Here is a 21,913-nt window from a genome sequence, read left to right as displayed (position 1 = left end):
ACTGACAGGCGGCGATGTTTTGGATGAAGCGGCCGTTTTTTTAACGGGGGACTTCGGTGTCGAGGAGGAGGCGCTTGGCCTGGCCGTAGCCGGCTTCGTATTCTTAACGGGAGATGTCAGGGATTTTGCGGGTCTCTTCATTGCATTCGCCATGGAATCAAATACCAATCTGGTTACACTGATTTGCGCTATGGGTGCCGCTGCCTGTACTCTGTCCGTTGTCGAGAAGCTTAAATCGCTGACAGAATCCTCTGAGCACCGGTTCTTACTACTTTCCTCACTACCTTCCTATCCATCTAAATCAATCTGGTGCTACTATCAATCGAACGCTAAAATCGCGCTCAACTTGGCAAGCTCTAAGGCTTTGAATCTAAAGCCTTTAATTATAGCATATGGAGGTGCCATCCTCCAATGCAAGCGGCCTTGCGGCGCCGCCGGATTTTCGTTTTTCGGCCCGATGTGCTTGTATTTTAAGCATTTTTCAGCGCAAATTCATTTCGCTTTCGGCCTCGCGGCGCAGCTGTTCTTGTTTTTGCATCAACTCCCGATAGCGATTGCGGGCTTCTTCCGAGCCCAATCCGGTCGCTGCCAGCTGATCAAGCTCGTCCTTCAATATCTTCATTTTAGTCTGGCGAATCGCGCCCGCCAGTTCTAATCGCGCGGCGTCTGTTTCCGATTCCGATTCCGCCGCGATTTCCGCGATCAGCGATTCAAAATCTTCCCCACCTTCACGCAAATGCTCTGCCAATGTTGCAAAATTTGCCTGGTCGCCCATTTCGTGGCTGGCGGTGATCAGGCGCGCCAGCATTTCTGCGCGGTCCGGGGCAAAGTTGGCGACTGCGTCCAGCGCGGCATCGTCCAGTTCCGAGGCGAAAGCCGGATGCGCCACCAGCAGGCGGATAATCTGCCGTTCCAGTCCTACCGGCGCCTGGCGGTTGCTGCGCGGCGGCGCGCGGCGCGCGGCGGCGATCGGTTTGCTCAGTTCAAACAGCGATTCTATTTCGCTGGGCGTCGATTGCGTCAGCTGGGCCAGGCCGCGCACGATTTGCAATCGCAGCGAGGAGGGCGGCATCAGCTGCAGCAGCGGCTTCGCATCGTACTGTGTTCGTGCCCGTCCTTCGGATGTGCTCAAATCGGTTTCGCCGCTTACTTCGTTCAGTAAAAACTGCGATAAGGGCATGGCGTCATGGATCTGGCGCTCGAACGCTTCGGCCCCCATTTCCCGCACAAAGCTGTCGGGATCGTGTTCCTGCGGCAGAAACAGGAACTTGATGATCTTGTTGTCGGTGGCATGTGGCAGACACGCATCCAGCGCCCGCCGCGCAGCTTTGCGGCCGGCGCGGTCGCCGTCGAAACTGAACACGACATGATCTGTCTGGCGCAAGAGCTTGTGCACATGGGTCGGCGTACAGGCGGTTCCTAGGGTGGCTACCGCCTGTGGGAATCCCAGTTGCGCCAATGCCACTACATCCATATAGCCTTCGGTCACCAGCACATAGCCGGCGTCTCGGATTGCCTGGCGGGCCTCGAACAAGCCATACAGCTCGCTACCCTTTTGAAATAAGGGTGTTTCCGGCGAATTCAAGTACTTCGGTTCGCCGCTGTCCAGCACGCGCCCGCCAAAGCCGATCACCTGTCCCTTGGTATTGCGGATAGGGAACATGATGCGGTCGCGGAAACGGTCATAGCGCTTGCGGTTATGGCCTTCTTCATCGGTGCGGTCGATCACCAGGCCGGCTTCCACCAGTGCGGTGACTTCGTAGTCGGGAAATACCTGGCGCAAGCTGTCCCAGTTGTCGGGAGAATACCCCAGGCCGAATTTGGCCGCCACTTCACCGGTCAGGCCGCGCCGCTTCAGGTAGTCGACAGCATTCGGCGCATTGCGCAGCTGCTGCCGGTAAAAATCGCAGGCTGCGCTCATGGCATCCGACAGGGCCAGGCTTTTTGCCTGGTATTCAGCCCGTTGCGCAGGCGGAATCTTGTCATCGTTGTCCGGCACCACCATGCCTACGCCTTGCGCCAGGTCTTTCACGGCTTCGACAAAGCCGAGGCCGGAATATTCGATCAGAAAACCGATCGCCGTACCGTGGGCGCCGCAGCCAAAGCAGTGATAGAACTGCTTGGTAGGGCTGACCGTGAAGCTGGGCGATTTTTCGTTGTGGAAAGGGCACAGGCCCATCAGGTTAGCGCCGCCTTTTTTCAGCTGCACGTACTTGCCCACCACGTCGACAATATCGACGCGGTTGAGCAGATCCTGGATAAACGATTGCGGGATCACTTGGACTCGACGGCAGGCAGGGCTATGGCAGGAATGTCAGGCGATCAGGCTTGGCTGAGTGCGGCTTTTATCAGTGCCGAAACCGCTCCCATGTCGGCGCGGCCGGCAAGTTTCGGTTTCACGATGGCCATGACCTTGCCCATGTCTTGCGGGCCGGCTGCGCCGCTGGCGCTGATGGCGGCGGCAACTTCAGCCTGGATTTCCGCGTCGGACAGGCCAGCGGGCATATAGGTGGAAAGAATCGCCAGTTCGGCTTTTTCGATATCGGCCAGATCCTGGCGACCGCCGGCTTCAAACTGGCTGATCGAGTCCTTGCGCTGCTTGATCATTTTTTCTATGATCGCCAGCACATGGGTATCGCCCAGTTCGATACGCTCATCGACTTCTTTTTGCTTGATGGCTGCGGTGATCAGGCGGATGGCGCCCAGCTTTGCAGTTTCCTTGGCGCGCATCGCGGCCTTCATGTCTTCGGTAATCTGTTCTTTCAAGCCCATGCAGTTCTCCATTCGGTGGTGTTTTCCATTGTAGACGGGAAAAACAAAATTGCTGGATTGTGATGCCGGTTGCGCGGCGCAATGCTTTCGTTATCGTTGCCATTCACGAAGTGGAAAACGGCAAAACCCGCTGCGGAGCAACACCGGAGCGGGTTTGTAACGCAATTCAATCAACCGCGCTGAATGCGGTGAAGAATTAATGCAAATATTAGTACAGTTTCTTCGGCAATTGCTGGCTGCGAATGCGCTTGTAATGACGTTTCACAGCAGCTGCCAGCTTGCGCTTGCGCTCAGCTGTTGGCTTTTCGTAAAATTCACGTGCACGCAACTCAGTCAGCAGACCTGTTTTTTCAATAGTGCGCTTGAAGCGACGCATCGCAACTTCGAAGGGCTCGTTTTCTTTAAGACGAATTGTGGTCATGTAAATTCAAACCAAGTTTGTGTAGGGAAGAGCGAGATTATAGCCGGGAAAATGAATAAATGGAAGTCTTATCCCGGCCTGGCTGCATATTGCCGTTTATTTGCAACAGCAGCTCTGTTTAGCGTGATGTCTTGGGGCGATTGCGATCCAGAAACAAAGCTAGTGCGACGCCGGCAAGTGCTCCGAGTATCAAGCCGATGACGAGAAATATCGATAATTTCGGCGAGGCGGGGGCCGCTGGGGCGTAGATAGCATCGACTACCATGGTCGGGAAAGTGTTGGTTTTTGTATGCAGATCTACCAATGCCGCGCGTTCAACTGTCAGGCCGCGAATTAGCTCTTCTTGCTTGGACGCAAGATTGCTTGCGAGGACGTTTGGTTCGAATTTAATGCCATTAGCCGAAGCAGCGGCACTTTTCAGAGTGGCCTCAAGGCGTATTTTTTCCGCTGCGGCTTCCGTCATCTGGCGGCTATTGACGGCAAGTCTATCATCGAGATTTTTCATGAGCGGCGCCAGGCGTTCGTCATGGGTTTTAATCAAGGCAAGTATTGCTGCGTTCAAGTAGCTTTTCGCGTTTTCCTGGGAAAAAGCGGCAACTGTAACGTCCACGAAATTGGTGTTTTTCCCGGGTGTTGCTTTCAGTGTTTTACGCAGGAGGCGCGTGCGGTTATCTGTGGATTCATCTAGCGGCAGGCCTGCCGAGACCAAGGCCTGATCTTGCAATTGGCGCTGATTAAAGCGTTCTGCTGCTTGTGCCGTCGATTCGATCAGTGTCGTTGGGTTAACCGGCAGTTGACCAATTTGCAGGGTTGCCGAGGCTTTCCATTGCGCGGGGGTGACGCTCCAGAGTCCGCCTGCCGCGGCGGTCGCAACGACAACGCATACCAATAGCAACACCCACCGACGCTTGATGCTGATCCATATTGCGGCGAGATCAATGAGCTCCGCATCTTCGATTTGGCTGGAATTGTTATGGTTTGAGAAATTATTTGGCATGGGAGTTGATTATTGTGTCAGTTTGATGAATTTTATTATTGGTATTAACTATTAACTATTAACTATTAGATATTATCTTACAGTAACAAAAATTCAATGGGCGGTAGTTTGAAATTTAAATTGCCAGCCCTGCCGCGGCAGCTGACGCCCAGGCCCACTGAAAGTTATAGCCGCCGAGCCAGCCTGTGACATCGACCGCCTCGCCGATAAAATACAAGCCTGCTACCTGCTTGGACATCATGCTCTGCTGCGATAGTTCCTTGGTGTCGATGCCGCCGAGAGTGACTTCCGCCTTGCGGTAGCCTTCGGAGCCGCTCGGCCGGATAGCCCAGCGGTTGATGGCCTCGCCCAGATCACGCAACAAGCGGTCGGGAGTGTCGGCCAGGCGGGCCGCCGGGTCAAGTCCATTTGCTTCGATGATGCCTTGAGCAAGTCGCGTTGGTAGCCATTGCGCGAAGACATTCCCCAGATTTTTTTTAATTGAGGATTTTCCCTCGATGAGGGTCTTGGCAATGTCAATTTCCGGTAAAAGATTGAGCAGCAGTGGCGTCCCGCTCTTCCAGAAGCTGGAGATCTGCAGGATCGCCGGGCCGGACAGGCCGCGATGAGTAAACAGCAAGTCTTCCTTGAATTCGCCGCGGGTTTTTTTCTCGCCGGCAGCGACTTCCGCCGGCAGGGCAATCCCGGCCAAGGGCAAAAACGGCTGCCATGCAGCGGAATCGAAGGTCAGCGGCACCAGTCCCGGCTGTGTTTCGACCACGCGCAGGTCGAATTGGCGGGCGATGCGATAGGCAAAATCGGTGGCGCCGATCTTGGGGATGGACAAGCCGCCGGTAGCGATGACGACATTGCTTGCAAGGATCTCTCCCGCACTGCTGTCGATCCGGAACAGCTCGCCGTTCTTGCCGATATTGGCGACACTGCAAGGCATGCGCCAACTGACGTTGCCCAGGTCGCACTCGGCTTTGAGCATGGCGATGATTTGTTCCGACGAGTCATCGCAAAACAGCTGTCCTTTGTGCTTTTCGTGATAGCCGATCCGATAGCGCTTGACCAGGCTGATGAAGTCTTGCGGGGTATAGCGCGACAGGGCGCTTTTGCAAAAATGCGGATTCTGCGACAGGAAATTCTGCGGCCCTGCATTGATATTGGTGAAATTGCAGCGGCCGCCGCCCGAGATGCGGATTTTTTCCGCCAGCTTGGCGGCGTGATCGATCACAACAACCTTTTTTCCACGCTGTCCGGCAACCGCGGCACACATCATGCCCGCGGCGCCGGCGCCGATGACGGCGACATCAAATTGTTTTTGCATCGATCTTAATTAAGTATTTATTATTATTTATTGGTGTTATTGGTAGTACGGTGGCGGCTCCTGCCCCATCCACAGCTCAGACGACAAGCGCATCATGTCATTCAGCGAACCGCGCTGGGCAAATGTCTGCCGCAGCCAGCCGGCATCGCTCAGGCGCCCCTCGGCCATATGGCGCAGACGATTCAGGGTCAGTTGCTCCGCTTCGTTCTGAGTATACCGCTGTAAGTCCTGCAGATGGCCCAGAAGATGTTCGTAGATCGGCAGTTTGGATGAGTCGGCCGGGTTGTTGCTGTGTATCGCCATAGAGCCGGCAAGGCCGTAGCGGCTGGCTTCGAAGCGGTTGTATTGATACAACAGGTAGAAGTCGTTGGTGATCACGAACGGCCGTTCGGTCAGGATCCAGCGCGCCAGCAATTGCGCATAACAGCCCAGGTGCGCTGCGTGTTCAATCGTCAAGGGGGTGTCGCACACCCGTATTTCAACCGTGCCGTATTCCGGTTTAGGGCGGATATCCCAGTAAAAATCCTTCATGCTGCCGATGATGCCGACGCGCAGCAATTCATCGTAGTAAGACTCGAAATCGGACCAGCGGGTGAGCGTCGGCGCCGTGCCCGACAAGGGGAAGGCGCGCACCACGTTGCTGCGCGAGGATTCGAACTGGGTATCCGCACCCTGGTAAAACGGCGAGGCGGCCGAGAGCGCGATGAAATGCGGCACAAAGCGCGAAAACGCGTGGGTCAGATACAACGCGTCGTCGCCGTTCGGCACGCCGACATGGATGTGCTGGCCGAACACAGTGAATGTCTTGGCCAGGTAGCCGTATTTTTCGTGCAGGTGATGGAAACGCTCGCTTGGGGTAATCCGCTGTTCGTTCCAGTGCTGGAACGGATGCGCGCCGCCGCCGGAGACGTCGATGTTCAGATATTGGGCGCCGCGGTTCAAGGCGGCGCGCAAACCTTTCAGTTCCTCGATCAGATGGTCTACCCGCGTATGGACATCGGAATTGAGCTCAATCATGCCCTGCGTCATTTCCAGCTTGATCTGCTTTTGCAGATCGCGCGGTTCAATCCAGGTCAGCAGATCGACGGCGTCGCTGGCGAGATTGTAGTTGCGGCGGTTCACCAGTTGCAGTTCCAGCTCGATCCCCATCGTAAATGGCGTGGAACTGGTGAAGGGCAGAATCTCGGCGGCTGTCTGTTCCGCGTTGGCAGCGCCGCCTTGTGTATTGTCGGTCATGGGTTCACCTTTCATTCGCGTCCGCTTTCACCCGACTTGATCAAGGCAAACTGGGTGGCGATCGGCCCCAGCAGCTCCAGGACGATCAGGCAGCCGGCCAGCAAAGGCAAGACGTCGGCGGTGGTGTTGGGGTAGAGGTAAGCGGTGGTTTGCATCAGCCCGAGGCCGGCTTCGGTCATGGGTAGCGTGCCCAGTGTGATGAGCGCCGCCTGCTTCCATTTCATCTTGGCGAAATGCGCAAACGTGAATACGCCGCAAGCCATGGCGATGAAACGCGCAGCGATCAGCACGGCCACCGAGGCGCCCACCATCGATAGGTCCGACAAGCGGATAGAAGCGCCGATCGTGACAAACAGCATGACGATGAACAACTCGTTGGCGACCCCGAATTCAAGCTCCATCAAATCGTACTGGTGATCCAGGTTCTTCGACATGATGGCGAAGATCAGCATGGTCAGCAATATCGGCAGCTGCAGCGCGTGGGCGGCGCCTATCGTCAGCGTGATGACCGCGATCACCAGCACGAACTGCCGGCTCGGCTGGCGGCCCAGCAAGCGCGCCAGCGGGATCATCAGGCGATAAGTCAGGTAAGCCAGCACTAGCGAGCCGAACAGCGAATACATGGTGTGCGCCAGCAAGGTGCCGAAGGGGGTGGCGCTTTCGTGCGCTACGACAGGCAGCAAGGCATAGGCGGCCAGCAGGGCCACAAAATTATTCAGCGCGGTCATGGCGGTCAGGCGGCGCGTCACTTGGCCCTCAGCCTTGAGATCGCGCACCACCACCATCACTACCGCCGGCGCCGTGGCGATGGCCAGCACGCCGCCCAGCAGAGCCAGCACGCGCGAGGTGCCAAACCAGATCAGGGCGCCGCTGACGAAAGCGAAGCACAGCACGGCGCTCAGCATGACCGTCGCCAGCAGCCATTTTTCGCGGCGCAGCCAGCCGATGTCGACATAGCGTCCAAGCTGGTAGACGACTAGCGCCATCGCCACGTCGGCAAAAATGTTGGCCAGCTTCAGCACGTCGCCGGACAGCAGGTTGAAACCGCCGACGCCGAGCAGGAAGCCGACGATCAGGTAGCCGGTAATACGTGGAAACCAGGGGTTCTTCGTGACGATATAGCCGCCCACTAGCCCGGACAGCAGCAAGCTGCCGAACAATAACAGCGCATTCCATTGAATGGGCTGTGCTAGCGCAAAGGGCGGAAGAGTCCAATCCATGGATCCTCCAGAAAGTTAGTCTTGCAGCGTCAATGCTACGCTGGACAAGATGCCATATGGGCAGATGAATGGGGTTTGCTGAATTGCATGCCTTGCGTCTTCGTGCGTCTTCATGCGTCCTATTACGCGCGCTCTCCTTGTCTTCATTATATTGGCATTGCGCTATTCCACCTTTTTAAGGTCTTGCCTAAGAAATCCCTGTTGTGATAATTCACAAAGGCAATTTTTATCATGTTGACTGCCAGATAGTACATGCATCCGTCTTGGCGTCGCGATTCAGTGTGGTTTGTTCTTTTGTGCAAAAATTAGTTCCCTTGGGAAATTTGACCTGTTTCCTCGGGTGTATTTCCCTTTCCGTCGAAACTTGCCGAGTCTCCTCGCATGTATAGATTGCGGCAAGCCATCAGGCATTGTTCAACCTGTGCTGCAATCGCCTTAGGAATCAGCTCTGGCTGCAGCAATGCCTGCTGTATCCAGCTGGCGGTGCTGAGCGCGTCGCGTTGTGCGGGGAGAGCCGGGATTTCGTTTGCGATTTCCTGCTTTTCCACCAGCGTGGTCTGCGTCGCCGCGTGAAACCAGTCGATTTTCTGCGCCTTCCTGGCGTTCGCTACCGTTTCGCCCTCCGTGCCGCGCATCAAAAACACGTCCCCCCGCTCCGCTGCGGCGGTAGTCATGAAGTATGAGGTAAGCATGGTCAAGTATTCCGGATGGGTATACGAACTGAGGCGCAGAGCGGGAACCACAAACGGTTGCATGATCTTGACCAGGGTATGGGTCGAGTTGCGGACTCCCAGAACCCTGCGCATGGCCAGCAGGCGTGCCATCTTTGGCGCCAGCGCATCGATAGTCATGAAGGCCGGCAAGCGTTGTGCAAAGCAGGCTTGCGCCTGGCCGATGCTGCTGCAAAGCGGCTGGCCCAGCGCCTGGAAAATTTCCGCGCTGGTGACACGTCCCGGATCGGTCGGCACGCCATGCATCAGCACCGGTACGCCTTCCCGCGCCAGCAGCAGCGCCAGCAACGGCGTCAGGTTGGCCATATGGCGGGCGCCGTTATAGCTCGGGATGACCACCGGCGCGTAATGCCGCGCTGCGCCTGGCAGCTCGGGCAGCGCTATCCGCGCAAACGAGGATTCGGCCGCCTCCAGGAAGCCGGCGATTTCTTCTACCGATTCCCCTTTGATGCGCATCGCCAGCAAGATCCCGCCCAGCTCCAGATCGGAGACCCGGCCGTCCAGCATGGCCGCATACAGATCATGCGCATCGTGGCGCGCCAGGCTGCGCGCGCCATCCTTGCCGCGTCCGATTTCCTTGATGAAGCGGGCGGCGGCGAACGGTTCGGCTGTGGGAATATTTGTCATGGATGGGAAGGCAATGTGATTTGTCGTCTTTGAGCAGAGCGGGGATATTGCTAAGGATTTTACTTTACCCGCCGAAATACAGGCCCATCGGTTAGAATCGTCGCTCAAAACCGTTCTTTGTCTCTGGCCGCGCATTCTGTGCGCTGCTGTTGTGCAGTATCTCTTATCCGGGTTTATATGGCATTCGATCCTCGCCAGCTTGAAATATTGCGGCCACAGCTAGTGCGTTTTGCCGCGCTGCAGTTGCGCAACGACGCCCTGGCCGAAGATGCCGTGTCGGAAACGATGCTGGCGGTGCTGGAGCATCCCGATCGTTTCCAGGAACAGTCTTCGTTCAAGACCTATGTCATCGGCATCCTCAAGCACAAGCTGCTGGACCAGCTGCGGCGCGGCAAGCGCGAGGTGCAGCTGAGCATCGACGAAGACGGCGACCGCAGCGATGCCGACATGATGGATGCCCTGTTCACGCCCGCCGGGCATGCGCTGGAGGCCGCGCCTAGCTGGGGTAATCCGGACGAGACTCTGGAGCGCAAGGAGTTTTTCGATATCTTGCAGCTATGCATAGACAAGCTGCCCGCCAAGACCGGACGCATTTTCATGATGCGGGAATGGCTGGAACTGGATACCGATGCGATCTGCAAGGAGCTCGACATCACCGCCGCAAATGCGTGGGTGCTGCTGCACCGGGCGCGCACCCGGCTCAAGGAGTGCCTGCAGTTGACGTGGTTCGGCGCCAAGGCTTGAAGCGCGGGCTTCTTGCAAAATCCAAGGGAGCATCCATATTAACTGTAAGCATTTGCAACATGGCGCGACCAATCAATGTTGATGCAGTGCTTGCCCAGCCTTTCATTTACTTTTATGCCCTATAAACGCCTGATTCCTCATTGTCGAGACACCCAGCAGCTCCTGTCGCAGGCGCAGGACAGCAATCTGCCGCCGTTAACCAGGGCGCGGGTGCGCATTCATCTGTGGACCTGCACCGCATGCACCCGGTTTTCGCAGCAGCTCGCCTTCATGCGGCAGGCGATGCAGCGGCTTGGCAAGGATTAATCGCGCCGGCGTAGAGTAGCGGCGACGCTTTCCTTTACAATGCGGCATTGCATATAAATTGTCCCACCCATGATTGTTCTCGGCGTTGAATCCTCCTGTGACGAAACCGGTCTTGCGCTTTATGACACAAAGCGCGGCTTGCTGGCGCACGCCCTGTACTCGCAAGTCGCGATGCATGAACAGTATGGCGGCGTAGTGCCGGAACTGGCGTCGCGCGACCATATCCGGCGCGCTATCCCGCTGTTGCAGCAGGTGCTTGCCGAAAGCGGCATCGAGCGCCAGGAGATCGACGCCATTGCCTATACACAGGGCCCCGGCCTGGCAGGCGCGCTGCTGGTAGGCGCATCGATTGCCTGCGGTCTTGGCCTGGCGCTGGACAAGCCGATGCTGGGCGTACACCATCTGGAAGGTCATCTGCTGTCGCCGCTATTGGCCAGCGACCCTCCGAGCTTTCCCTTCGTGGCCTTGCTGGTGTCGGGTGGCCACACCCAGCTGATGCGCGTCGACGGCGTCGGCCAATATGCCTTGCTGGGCGAAACGCTGGATGACGCCGCCGGCGAAGCATTCGACAAGTCGGCCAAGTTGCTCGGCCTGGGCTATCCGGGCGGCCCGGCGATTTCACGTCTTGCCGAGTTCGGCGATCCGTCGGCCTGTCAGTTGCCGCGGCCGATGCTGCATTCGAAAAACCTGGATTTTAGTTTCTCCGGCCTCAAGACCGCGGTGCTGACGCTGGTCAAGAAACATCCAACGAATATTTGCGAGCAAGACAAGGCCAACATCGCGCGCGGTTTTGTCGATGCGCTGGTGGAGGTGTTGCTGGCGAAATGCCTGGCCGCATTGAAGCAGACCGGCCTCAAGCGCTTGGTGATCGCCGGCGGTGTGGGCGCTAACCAGCAGCTGCGCACAGCATTGAACGCCGCTGCGGAAAAGCGGCGCTTCCGGGTGTATTACCCTGAACTGGAGTTTTGCACCGACAATGGCGCGATGATCGCGTTTGCCGGCGCCATGCGTTTGCAAATCAAGCCGGAAGCAGCGCAGCGCAACTATGCATTCAATGTGCGGCCGCGCTGGCCATTGAACGAACTTGGCATCTGAGTATTAGCAAAATCCCGGCTAGGCGTATAATGCGCGACTGTGGTACAAAACGCGCCGGGTAGATGCTTAAATGACAACTTGGTTTGCGGCGCTGCTGAAGGCGCTTCCACAATCATTTGGCTCACCGTAATGAGCTGACACGAAATTCACGAATTCAATTGAAAGCATTAGTGCCTTTTTACGAACACAGGACCCAATCGGCCCCTGGATTCGTTGTTTGAGTGCAACTTGCACCGGAGGCCGCCAACTACCATGTCAGACACACAGTCCGAGATTCAAGCTGAAACAGCAGTGCCAACCACACCCTCCGTCCGTTTCGCCGACTTCGGGCTGTCTCCAGATATCCTGCGCGCGCTGAGCGATCAAGGATATGTGCATCCGACGCCGATCCAGGCCGAAGCCATCCCCATCGTGCTGCAAGGACGCGACGTCATGGGTGCGGCGCAAACAGGAACCGGCAAGACCGCCGGTTTTTCCCTGCCGATCATTCAGTTGCTGCTAGCGCACGCCAACACCAGCGCCTCGCCGGCGCGGCATCCGGTACGGGCGCTGATCCTGACGCCGACGCGCGAACTGGCCGATCAGGTGGCGGACAACGTCAAGGCCTATTGCCGCCATACTCCCTTGCGCTCGACGGTAGTGTTCGGCGGCGTCGACATCGCGCCGCAAACTGCAGCCCTGCGTTCCGGCATCGAGATCGTGATTGCGACCCCGGGCCGCTTGCTGGATCACGTCCAGCAAAAGACGCTGAACCTGTCGCAAACGCAGATCCTGGTGATGGATGAAGCCGACCGCATGCTCGACATGGGCTTCCTGCCAGATTTGCAGCGCATCATCAACCTGTTGCCGAAAGAGCGGCAGAACCTGATGTTCTCGGCGACCTTCTCTGGTGAAATCAAGAAGCTGGCAGCGACTTTCCTCAAGAATCCGGTCACCATCGAAGTCGCGCGCAGCAATGCCACCGCCGATAACGTCACGCAAACCATGTACCGGGTTGAAGATCAGACCAAGGCCGAGGCGGTCTCGTTCATCATCCGTGAACGCAAGCTGAAGCAGGTGATCGTTTTTTCCAATACCAAGATCGGCGCCTCGAAACTGGCGCGTCATCTGGAAAACGAAGGCGTCAATGCTTCGGCGATCCACGGCGACAAGACGCAGAACGAGCGCATGGCGGCGCTGGAAGCGTTCAAGCGGGGCGAGATCGAAGTGCTGGTGGCGACCGACGTCGCGGCGCGCGGCCTGGATATCGCCGAACTGCCATGCGTGATCAATTTTGACCTGCCGTACAACGCCGAAGACTATGTGCACCGGATCGGCCGCACCGGCCGCGCCGGCGCTTCGGGCGACGCGATTTCCCTGTATGTCGATAAGGACGAGCGCTTGCTGGTCGATATCGAAAAGATGATCAAGCATAAGTTCGTGCGCGCTGAACTGACCGGGTTTGTCGCCAAGCCGTCGAGCTCTGAACGCTCGGGCCGCCGCGACGGCGCTGACGGCAGAGGGGATCGTGCTGGGCGTGCTGAACGCAGCGAAGGCCGTGGCGACAGCAGCAGCGCTTCCTCCAGCCGCAGTCAGCAGCATACGCGCAGCGCCTATACCTCGACGCCGACCGGACGCAGGGAAAAGATCGACCCGTGGTTCCTCAAGCCTTACGAGCCGACGCTTTCGGTGGATGTGCAACCGGCCGCTGCGGCGCCTGCCGGCGGCTCCATCAAATCGCCGAAGGTCAAGCTGGCGGCGCTGCTGGGCGGCGTGCCCAAGCGCTGATTGCTTCAGCCCGGGCGAGTCGTTTCCAGATTCGCCCACGCCGCGGTGGCCAGGGGCCAGAACGCGGCAATATTTTCCACTTGCCCGATATCCAGTCCCAGGAACCAGGCCGCCTTGTTGAGCGCTTGCAGTGGTTGCGTCATGTCGATCGCCTGCGCGCCATTCTGCTTGGATAGCTTTTCGCCATCGGCATTGGTGATCACCGGTACGTGCAGGTATTGCGGCGTCGCCAGCAGCAGCTGGCGTTGCAGGTAGATCTGGCGGCCGGTCGAATCGAGCAGATCGGCGCCGCGCACCACATGGGTCACGCCCTGTTCGGCATCATCGACCACCACGGCCAGCTGGTAAGCCCAGAAGCCGTCGGCGCGTTTCAATACAAAATCCCCCACCTCGATCGCCAGATGCTGCTGTACGCGGCCCAGCCAGCGGTCGTCAAAGATGATCAGCTCATCGATATGTCCCGGATCCGGCACCCGCAGGCGATAGGCGCGGGCCGGCTTGCCGACCGGCAGGCCGCCGCGGCAGGTGCCGGGATAGACGGCCGCGCCGTCGGCGGCGACGCAGATGCGCGAATCGACGATTTCGCGCCGCGTGCAGCCGCAGGGATAGGCCAGCCGCCCGAGCCGGTCAAAAGCCGCTTCATAAGCCGCGCCGCGCCGGCTTTGAAACATGACCTCGCCATCCCATTGCATGCCCAGTGCGCTGATATCAGCCAGGATCGAATCCGCCGCGCCGGCAGCGGTCCGGGCTTCGTCGACATCTTCCATGCGCAGCAGCCAGCGGCCGTCATGCGCTTTGGCATCCAGGTAGCTGGCCATGGCCGCCACCAGCGAACCTGCGTGCAAGGGACCTGTAGGTGAAGGGGCGAAGCGGCCGATATAGTTTGCTTGATTAGACATTGTTGGTCGATTCATGGTGAGGTGCCAGCAGTGCGGGCGATCCGAGCAAGGCGCGCTGCGTTGCCGGTTCGCTGAGCTGGGCGATGAACCATTTGAGCGATTTTCCCACGACTGGCGTGCGCCAGGCGATCTGCGTCTTGTCGCTGGGCTTGGCCTCGGTGGTCTGTTTTTCGATCAGCGCGCCGGAGGCGAAATAAGGGGCCGCCATCCAGCGCGGCAGATGGCCGCAGCCGAGGCCGCTCAACTGGGCCTGCAATTTTGCCGGGATGGATGGCACGGTCAGGATATCCTGGCCATTCAGCAAGCCGGAATTGATGCTGGGCAGGGTGCGGCCGGTGTCGCCGACGGCAATTGCCCGATATTGCTGCACCAGGCTGGCGGTCAGCGGTTCGGGGGCGTTTTCCAGGGGGTGGCCCGGCGCTACCGCAAAGGCCCAGTCGATCGTACCCAGCTGGCGGGTCTGGAAGCCGCCGCTCATGCGGATGCTGTCGGGGCCGCTGTGAGGAGCTCCTATCACCAGGTCGGCGCGGTCGAACAGCAAAGCTTCCCACACGCCGGACAAGGCCTCGTGCGAAATGCGCAGGCGCGTGCCGGCATTCTCGCGATCGAAGGCATCGATCAGCGGCAATAAGCTGTCGAAGGGGATGATGCTGTCGAGGACGATGCGCAGTTCGACTTCCCAGCCGGTGGCGGCACGCTTGACGCGCCGTTCAAGTTCTTGCGCCGCCAGCAGCAGATGGCGGCCTTCGGTCAGCAGTTCGAGCCCGGCAACGGTCAGTTTGGCGCGATGGCCGCGGCGGTCGAACAGCAACACGTCCAGGTCTTCTTCCAGCTTGCGCACGCTGTAGGTCAGCGCCGACGGCACCCGGTCCAGCTCGACAGCGGCGGCGGCAAAGCTGCCCTTGCGATCTATCGTGTCAAGAATCTGCAAAGCTTCCAGCGTCAGTTTCATTATTGCTTGAAGAGTAAAAGCCAGATGACAGGCATGCCGGGCTCATGGCATGCAATTATTGTAAAAATTTCATTCAGATAAATTGAATGATATATCGAAATTTTGCCACTGTCCTAGGCTATTTCTTGCGTCTATAGTGCCTAGTAATGCAATGGATAGCTATACGATATTTCTATAGCGAGATTATTTTCCGCATATATCGTGAGCGGGCTTGTATTCTGGCAAGCCATGCTTAACTGACTGCTGATGCTGTTTTTGGTTCGCCGGCGCCGGAGTTTTTCAGGCACTGCGGCCGCCATCGATTTTCGTTGTTACTTCTCGTTGGTTTATTTTGTTAACTGCGTTTTACATCAAAAGGGTATTGTCATGACCAAAGTTGCAATCGTTTACCACTCAGGCTACGGCCATACCAAAAACCAGGCCGAGGCAGTACACGCCGGCGTATTGCGTGCGCAGGGCGCGACACCTGAGCTGATCGCCATCGATGCCGAAGGCAACCTGAGCGACGCCGCCTGGGCCTCGCTGGAAGCCGCCGACGCCATCATCTTTGGCACACCGACCTACATGGGCATGGCGTCTTGGCAGTTCAAGAAATTTGCCGATGCCTCGTCGAAGCAATGGTTCGGCCAGAAATGGAAGGACAAGGTTGCTGCCGGCTTCACCAATTCGGCAACCATGAATGGCGACAAGGGCAGCACCATGAGCTACCTGATCACCTTCGCGATGCAGCACAGCATGGTGTGGGTCGGCACTGGCCTGATGCCTGCCAACAGCAAGGCGGCGCAACGCAATGATGTCAATTTCGTAGGGGGCTTCTCCGGCGCGCTGGCGCAAAGCCCATCCGACTCGTCGCCACAGGAAGGTCCGGCGGCAGGCGATCTGGAAACCGCCAGCCAGTTCGGCCAGCGTGTTGCCGAGACGGCGCAGAAGTTCAAGAAGTAATTCATCTGAAAGGGGGGCTAAAGCAATCCCTCGTACTCAGAAAACCAAAAGCCCGCTTGTCTGCAAGCGGGCTTTTTCATGGGGGCGTGACTGCCGGGCTTAATGCGCAGCGCTGATTTCCGACGGGGCTGCAGCGGCTTCAGATGGGGCCGCCTCAGGCAGGCAATGCGGGCAGGATTTGCCGGCAACATAGTGCGGCGACAATTGCTGGCGCGGCGTCACCACGGCGCGGCAAGCATAGCATTGCACTGTCGCGGTTTCCTGCAGTTGCGGATTGAGCGCGGTGCGATAGTCGAATACGAAACAATCGCCGTCATAATGGGCGCCGCCGCATTCCTCGAAATACTTGAGGATGCCACCTTCCAGCTGATACACGCTGTCGTAGCCGATGTCCTGCATATGAATCGCCGCTTTTTCGCAGCGGATGCCGCCGGTGCAGAAGGTGACGATGGTCTTGCCGGCCAGTTCATCCTTGTGCTCGGCGACCACCGCCGGAAATTCGCTGAATTTTTCGATGCGGTAGTCAATGGTGTTTTCAAACGTGCCGACATCGACTTCAAACGCATTGCGGGTATCCATCATCACGACAGGCCGGCCATTGTCGTCGACACCTTGGTCCAGCCAGCGTTTCAGCGTCTGCGCCTGCACCGCCGGCGCGCGGCCCAGTTCCGGCTTGATCAGCGGATGCTTCATGGTGATGATTTCCGCTTTCAGCTTGACCAGCATGCGCGTGAACGGCTGTTTTTCCGAGTAGCTTTCCTTGACTTCGATGTCCGCAAAGCGCTCGTCGGCGCGCAGCCATGCCAGAAACTGGTCGATTTGCTCACGCTGGCCGGCCAGGAACAGGTTGATTCCTTCCGGAGTGAGCAAGATCGTGCCTTTTAGTTGCAATTGCTTACAAATTGCAAGAAATTCAGGGCGTTTCTGCTCAGTGTCTATGAAAGTGACGAATTTGTAGGCCGCAATATTGACAAAAGAGTGACTGGACTGCATGGGAAATTTCTCGGTAAGTCGTTGATTTATCAGTATTATAAACGGCGGCCATGGGTTTGCCCAATTTTGCTCAAAGTCTGTCAGGCCTCGGGGTAAAATACCGCCCATGACGACACCGCAATTTATTCATCTCCGCCTCCACTCTGAGTATTCCATCGTCGATGGCCTGGTGCGCATCGACGACGTAGTGAAAGCAGCAGCCAGCGACGGCCAGGCCGCGCTCGGCATCTCCGACCTGGCTAACCTGTTCGGCATGGTCAAGTTCTACAAAGCTGCGCGCGGCAAGGGCATCAAGCCGATCATCGGCTGCGATGTCTGGATCACCAATGACGACGAACGCGACAAGCCGTCGCGCTTGCTGCTACTGGTCAAGAATCGCAGCGGCTATCTGCAGCTGTGCGAGCTGTTGTCGCGCGCCTGGCTGGAAAACCTGCACCGCGGCCGCGCTGAAATCCGCGCTGAATGGCTGGCCGGGCTCAAGGATCATGGCGATGGCAACGGCAACGGTTTGATCGCCTTGTCGGGCGCCCATTTCGGCGACATCGGCGTGGCCATCGATAATGGCAACATGGAGGCGGCCGAGCGCTGCATCCAGCGCTGGATGAGTATTTTTCCGGACAATTTTTACGTAGAGGTGCAGCGCGCCGAACAGCCGAACATGGAGGCGCATGTGCGCCAGGCGGTGGCGCTGGCGGCGAAGTTCGGCGTGCCGGTGGTCGCCACCCATCCCACCCAGTTCCTGGACAAGGAAGAATTCATCGCGCACGAAGCGCGCACCTGTATCGCCGAAGGCGAGATGCTGGCGAATGCGCGCCGCGTGCGCCGCTTCAATGTCCAGCAATCGTTCAAGTCGCAAGCCGAGATGGCGGAGCTGTTCGCCGACATGCCGGCGGCCTTGCAGAACTCGATTGAAATCGCCAAACGCTGCAACCTGACCCTGCAGCTGGGCAAGCCGCAACTACCGGATTTTCCGACGCCGGACGGCATGACGATTGGCGAATTCCTGATACAGCAATCGCAGGAAGGCCTGGAGCTGCGCCTGGTGCACCTGTTCCCGGACGAAGCCAAGCGCGAGCAGCAGCGCCAGCGCTACCAGGACCGCCTCAAGTTTGAAACCGACACTATCATCAAGATGGGTTTCCCCGGCTACTTCCTGATCGTTGCCGAGTTTATCCGCTGGGCCAAGCAGAATGGCGTGCCGGTTGGGCCGGGACGGGGTTCCGGCGCCGGTTCGCTGGTCGCCTACTCGCTGCAGATTACCGACCTGGATCCGCTCAAATACAATCTGCTGTTCGAACGCTTCCTCAACCCGGAACGGGTATCGATGCCCGACTTCGATATCGACTTTTGCCAGGAGGGGCGCGACCGCGTCATCCAGCACGTCAAGGATTTGTACGGCAAGGATGCGGTATCGCAGATCGCCACCTTCGGCACCATGGCCGCCAAGGGCGCGATCCGCGACGTCGGCCGCGTGCTCGATTTTGGCTACAATTTCTGCGACGGCATTTCCAAGCTGATTCCTTTCAAGCCGGGCAAGCACGTGACGATCGCCGACGCGATCCAGGAAGAGCCGATGCTGGCCGAGCGCCTCGAAAATGAGGAAGAGGTCAAGCAGCTGCTCAACCTGGCGCAGCAGGTCGAAGGCATCGCCCGCAACATCGGCATGCACGCCGGCGGGGTCCTGATCGCCCCGGGCAAGCTGACCGATTTCTGTCCGCTCTACACGCAGGGCGGCGACGCCGGCGTGGTCTCGCAATACGACAAGGACGACGTCGAAGCGGTCGGCCTGGTGAAGTTCGACTTCTTGGGCTTGACCACCTTGACGATCCTCGATCGCGCGGTACGCTACATCAAGCAGCTCGATCCCGCCATGGCCGATTTCAGCCTGGAAAAACTGCCGCTCAACGACCGTGCCTCCTATGAACTGCTGACCGCTGCCAAAACTGTCGCCGTGTTCCAGCTGGAAAGCCGCGGCATGCAAGGCATGCTGAAAGATGCGCGGCCCGACCGCTTTGAAGACATTATCGCGCTGGTGGCCTTGTATCGTCCGGGCCCGATGGACCTGATCCCCGATTTCTGCAAGCGCAAGCACGGTGAACGCTTCGACTATCCGGATCCACGCACCGAGGGCATCCTGTCCGAAACCTACGGCATCATGGTGTATCAGGAGCAGGTGATGCAGATGGCGCAGGTGGTCGGCGGCTACTCGCTCGGCGGCGCCGATTTGCTGCGGCGGGCGATGGGTAAGAAAAAAGCGGAAGAGATGGCCGAGCATCGCCAGATTTTCCGCGACGGCGCGGCCAAGGACGGCTTGAGCGAAGCCAAGGCCGACGAGATTTTCGACTTGATGGAAAAATTCGCGGGCTACGGCTTCAATAAATCGCACGCCGCCGCCTATGCGCTGCTGTCGTATCACACCGCCTACCTGAAAGCGCATCATCCCGCAGCGTTCATGGCTGCCAACTTGTCGCTGGCGATGGACGACACGGAAAAGATCAAGATCCTGGTGGAAGATTCGCTGGTGGTGTGCAAGCTGACCTTGCTGCCGCCCGACATCAATCTGTCGGACTACCGTTTTACGCCGGAAGGCGAGCCGGGCAAGAAGGCGACTTTCATCCGTTACGGCCTCGGCGCCGTCAAAGGTTCAGGACAGAATGCGATTGAAGCCATCATCGCCGCCCGCCAGGAAAAGCCGTTTGTCGACCTCTTCGATTTCTGCCTGCGAGTAGACAAGCGCCAGATCAATCGCCGCACCATCGAGTCGCTGATACGCGCCGGCGCTTTCGATTGCTTCAAGGTCGACCGCGGGATCCTGCTGGCTTCAGTGCCGCGCGCGATGGAAGCGGCCGACCAGAAGCTGGCGTCGGCCAATCAGGTGAGCCTGTTCGGTGGCGACGACAGCGATCTGGAAGCGCCCATCGAATATGTGCAGGCCGCGCCATGGACCGATAAACAGAAACTGACCGAGGAGAAGAGCGCGCTCGGCTTCTATCTGTCGGGACACCTGTTCCATGCTTACGCCGCCGAAGCGCGCCGTTTCGCGCGCACGCCGCTAGGCAGCCTGGAACCATCGCGCGAGCCGCGCACCCTGGCCGGCATCATCTCCAGCTTGCGGACGCAGATGACCCAGCGCGGAAAAATGATGATCGTCACCCTGGATGACGGCAGCGCGACGCTTGACGTCACTGTTTACAACGAGCAGTTTGAACCGAACAAGGCGTTTTTCAAGGAAGACGAATTCCTGGTAGTGCAGGGCAAGGTCTCGGAAGACCGTTTCAACGGCGGTTTGCGGGTTTCTGCTGAAAAGGTGATGGATATTGCCACAGCGCGGATTCATTATGGCCGCCAGTTTGTGCTGTCGCTGGTCTCCGGCGAGCGGGCGATGGATGCTGCGCTGCTGAAGAGCGTGCTGGCGCCGCATCGTGCGGACAACGGCCTGCCGCTGACCTTGCGCTATGCCGGCAACGGCGTCGCCTGTGAAATCATGCTGGGCGATGACTGGCGAGTCGCGCCCAACGATGAGTTGCAGGGATCGCTGGTGGAAAAATTGGGCAAGGAGTCGGTAGCGATTGAATACTAACCAACTGTTGCCAGGTATTGCCGGCAACAACTTATGAGCAAAAAGTACTTTGCACTAATTTTGGAGAAGAATTTGTCGTCTTATTTCAAATGGCCAGTGTTCTTAGCCATTGTGCTGTTTCCAGCCTTGTCAATCTCGTTACACAATGTCGGAAACGCATGTTTGTTCTCGTTGTTATTTCTAGCGATTGTTGCCGGAGTGTGCCGTTACAAGCCGATGGACATGGAATTCAGTCAATTGCTGAAAGACTATTGGCCGCTACATCTCGCGATGGCTTCCTTGGTTATTGCGGTATTCCTGAACCAGCTTTTGACGGAAAAATTCGCTGTAAAGTATTACGATACGGCACTCAGAATCGGCTTGTTCGCACCGGTATTGTGGATCGTGCTGGCACTACCGTTGAACTATTTGAAAAAGATGCAGTGGGCGTTTGTGCTGGGAGCAGTTCTTGCTGTGATCAAGATTCATCTGCTGACAACAGGGGGGGTTATACGTCCTCAGAATATAGGTTTTTTGGCGACCATTCCATTTTCTGACATGGCGCTGTTGTTTGGCGTAATCGCTTTGGTTTCGATAGGCTGGAACAATTTTGATGAAAAACTGGCCGTACTGCTGAAAGTCCTGGCTTGCGGTGCCGGCATATATGTCACGATTTTGTCCCAGACCAGAGGCAGCTGGCTTGCGATTCCAGTTTTTGCTGTGACTGCTCTTATGTTGCTTAGGAATATACGTATTCGCTACAGATTGACGATTCTTGTTGTTACGCTCGTAGCGCTGGGAACAGTATTTACCTGCAGCGATGTGGTTAAAACCAGAATCGCCGCCGCCAAATCAGATATGACCCAGTATGCGGACCAGGAGAACACCGACACTTCATTGGGTGTTCGCCTGCAACTTTGGCGGGCATCCTGGGAGCTGTTCAAAGAAAACCCAGTCGTAGGTGTCGGCAGAGAGAATTTCAGCGATGGCTTGGAGTCTCTGGCAGCGCGCAACATCATTACACCGCTGGCCACTTCCTTTTCGCACTCGCACAATGAAATTCTGTTCAATATGGCGATTCTGGGCGTGTTCGGCTTGCTGGCGATCCTGTCGATTTACCTGGTGCCGGGGTATTACTTCGCCAGGGAACTGCGGAATCCGGACAGCATAGTAAGAACAGCTGCCGGTATGGGCCTGGTTCTTTGCATGGGCTTTTTCGTCTTCGGCCTGACCGACATGATGTTTTTCTGGAGCGTATTGGGCGGTGTGTACAGCATGAGCGTCGCGGCATTTTTTGCTTGCATCATCAAGCGTAAAAAAGAATTGAAAGCAGCCTGACC

18 protein-coding genes are annotated in these 21,913 nt (G+C 57.7%); 7 read left to right on the top strand and 11 right to left on the bottom strand.

Annotated features, from left to right (window positions below; genetic code table 11):
* Positions 1-481: 481 nt before the first annotated feature.
* From dnaG to ybiB, 8 genes are all read right to left on the bottom strand, one after another.
* Entirely contained in the window at positions 482-2,278 is a 1,797-nt protein-coding gene (gene dnaG, locus AC07V8_RS05485) for a DNA primase (RefSeq protein WP_494677639.1), read from the bottom strand.
* Positions 2,279-2,322: 44 nt separating this feature from the next.
* Positions 2,323-2,772 (bottom strand): GatB/YqeY domain-containing protein, encoded by a 450-nt coding sequence (locus AC07V8_RS05480; protein ID WP_494677638.1) that lies wholly within the window; start codon positions 2,770-2,772, stop codon positions 2,323-2,325.
* Between the two features lie 208 nt (positions 2,773-2,980).
* Positions 2,981-3,193 (bottom strand): 30S ribosomal protein S21, encoded by a 213-nt coding sequence (gene rpsU, locus AC07V8_RS05475; protein WP_005665410.1) that lies wholly within the window; start codon positions 3,191-3,193, stop codon positions 2,981-2,983.
* Between the two features lie 118 nt (positions 3,194-3,311).
* Positions 3,312-4,190 carry a Wzz/FepE/Etk N-terminal domain-containing protein gene (locus AC07V8_RS05470; RefSeq protein ID WP_494677637.1) on the bottom strand — a complete coding sequence of 293 codons (879 nt, stop codon included), beginning with the start codon at positions 4,188-4,190 and terminating at the stop codon, positions 3,312-3,314.
* Between the two features lie 115 nt (positions 4,191-4,305).
* Positions 4,306-5,502, bottom strand: coding sequence for a BaiN/RdsA family NAD(P)/FAD-dependent oxidoreductase (locus AC07V8_RS05465; RefSeq protein WP_494677636.1), 1,197 nt, complete (start codon positions 5,500-5,502; stop codon positions 4,306-4,308).
* 36 nt (positions 5,503-5,538) lie between these two features.
* A complete protein-coding gene (locus tag AC07V8_RS05460) occupies positions 5,539-6,738 on the bottom strand; it encodes a YbdK family carboxylate-amine ligase (protein ID WP_494677635.1) in 1,200 nt (399 codons plus the stop codon).
* 11 nt (positions 6,739-6,749) lie between these two features.
* Positions 6,750-7,958 carry a cation:proton antiporter gene (locus AC07V8_RS05455; RefSeq protein ID WP_494677634.1) on the bottom strand — a complete coding sequence of 403 codons (1,209 nt, stop codon included), beginning with the start codon at positions 7,956-7,958 and terminating at the stop codon, positions 6,750-6,752.
* Between the two features lie 305 nt (positions 7,959-8,263).
* Complete coding sequence (gene ybiB / locus AC07V8_RS05450; RefSeq protein WP_494677633.1) at positions 8,264-9,316, bottom strand: DNA-binding protein YbiB; 1,053 nt, start codon at positions 9,314-9,316, stop codon at positions 8,264-8,266.
* 177 nt (positions 9,317-9,493) lie between these two features.
* Between ybiB and AC07V8_RS05445 the strand changes: the two genes are divergently transcribed.
* The 4 genes from AC07V8_RS05445 (at position 9,494) to AC07V8_RS05430 (ending at position 13,228) form a co-directional block, all read left to right on the top strand.
* On the top strand, positions 9,494-10,060 hold the full coding sequence (locus tag AC07V8_RS05445) for a sigma-70 family RNA polymerase sigma factor (RefSeq protein WP_494677632.1): 567 nt from the start codon (positions 9,494-9,496) through the stop codon (positions 10,058-10,060).
* A gap of 114 nt (positions 10,061-10,174) precedes the next feature.
* On the top strand, positions 10,175-10,366 hold the full coding sequence (locus AC07V8_RS05440; protein ID WP_494677631.1) for a zf-HC2 domain-containing protein: 192 nt from the start codon (positions 10,175-10,177) through the stop codon (positions 10,364-10,366).
* Positions 10,367-10,435: 69 nt separating this feature from the next.
* On the top strand, positions 10,436-11,461 hold the full coding sequence (gene tsaD / locus AC07V8_RS05435; protein ID WP_494677630.1) for a tRNA (adenosine(37)-N6)-threonylcarbamoyltransferase complex transferase subunit TsaD: 1,026 nt from the start codon (positions 10,436-10,438) through the stop codon (positions 11,459-11,461).
* A gap of 252 nt (positions 11,462-11,713) precedes the next feature.
* Positions 11,714-13,228 (top strand): DEAD/DEAH box helicase, encoded by a 1,515-nt coding sequence (locus AC07V8_RS05430; RefSeq protein WP_494677629.1) that lies wholly within the window; start codon positions 11,714-11,716, stop codon positions 13,226-13,228.
* A 5-nt stretch (positions 13,229-13,233) separates the two neighbouring features.
* Here AC07V8_RS05430 and gluQRS read toward each other — a convergent pair whose 3' ends face one another.
* A complete protein-coding gene (gene gluQRS / locus AC07V8_RS05425) occupies positions 13,234-14,127 on the bottom strand; it encodes a tRNA glutamyl-Q(34) synthetase GluQRS (RefSeq protein ID WP_494677628.1) in 894 nt (297 codons plus the stop codon).
* A complete protein-coding gene (locus AC07V8_RS05420; RefSeq protein WP_494677627.1) occupies positions 14,120-15,079 on the bottom strand; it encodes a LysR family transcriptional regulator in 960 nt (319 codons plus the stop codon). The genes gluQRS and AC07V8_RS05420 overlap by 8 nt, the downstream gene beginning before the upstream one ends.
* 366 nt (positions 15,080-15,445) lie before the next feature.
* On the opposite strand from AC07V8_RS05420, the gene AC07V8_RS05415 reads away from it, so the two are divergent.
* Positions 15,446-16,021 carry a flavodoxin family protein gene (locus tag AC07V8_RS05415; protein ID WP_494677626.1) on the top strand — a complete coding sequence of 192 codons (576 nt, stop codon included), beginning with the start codon at positions 15,446-15,448 and terminating at the stop codon, positions 16,019-16,021.
* A gap of 99 nt (positions 16,022-16,120) precedes the next feature.
* On the opposite strand, the gene AC07V8_RS05410 is transcribed toward AC07V8_RS05415, so the two are convergent.
* Complete coding sequence (locus AC07V8_RS05410; RefSeq protein WP_494677625.1) at positions 16,121-17,014, bottom strand: sulfurtransferase; 894 nt, start codon at positions 17,012-17,014, stop codon at positions 16,121-16,123.
* A gap of 106 nt (positions 17,015-17,120) precedes the next feature.
* Here AC07V8_RS05410 and dnaE point away from each other — a divergent pair, with 106 nt between their 5' ends.
* Together dnaE and AC07V8_RS05400 are read left to right on the top strand one after the other, a co-directional pair.
* Positions 17,121-20,594 carry a DNA polymerase III subunit alpha gene (gene dnaE, locus AC07V8_RS05405; RefSeq protein WP_494677624.1) on the top strand — a complete coding sequence of 1,158 codons (3,474 nt, stop codon included), beginning with the start codon at positions 17,121-17,123 and terminating at the stop codon, positions 20,592-20,594.
* Positions 20,595-20,627: 33 nt separating this feature from the next.
* Positions 20,628-21,911: an O-antigen ligase family protein gene (locus AC07V8_RS05400; RefSeq protein ID WP_494677623.1), complete on the top strand. Its 1,284-nt coding sequence runs from the start codon at positions 20,628-20,630 to the stop codon at positions 21,909-21,911.
* The last annotated feature ends 2 nt before the right edge of the window (positions 21,912-21,913 follow it).

The organism is Collimonas sp. GW821-FHT02H07 (assembly GCF_059421505.1).
This window is presented reverse-complemented; position numbering and strand designations above follow the sequence as displayed.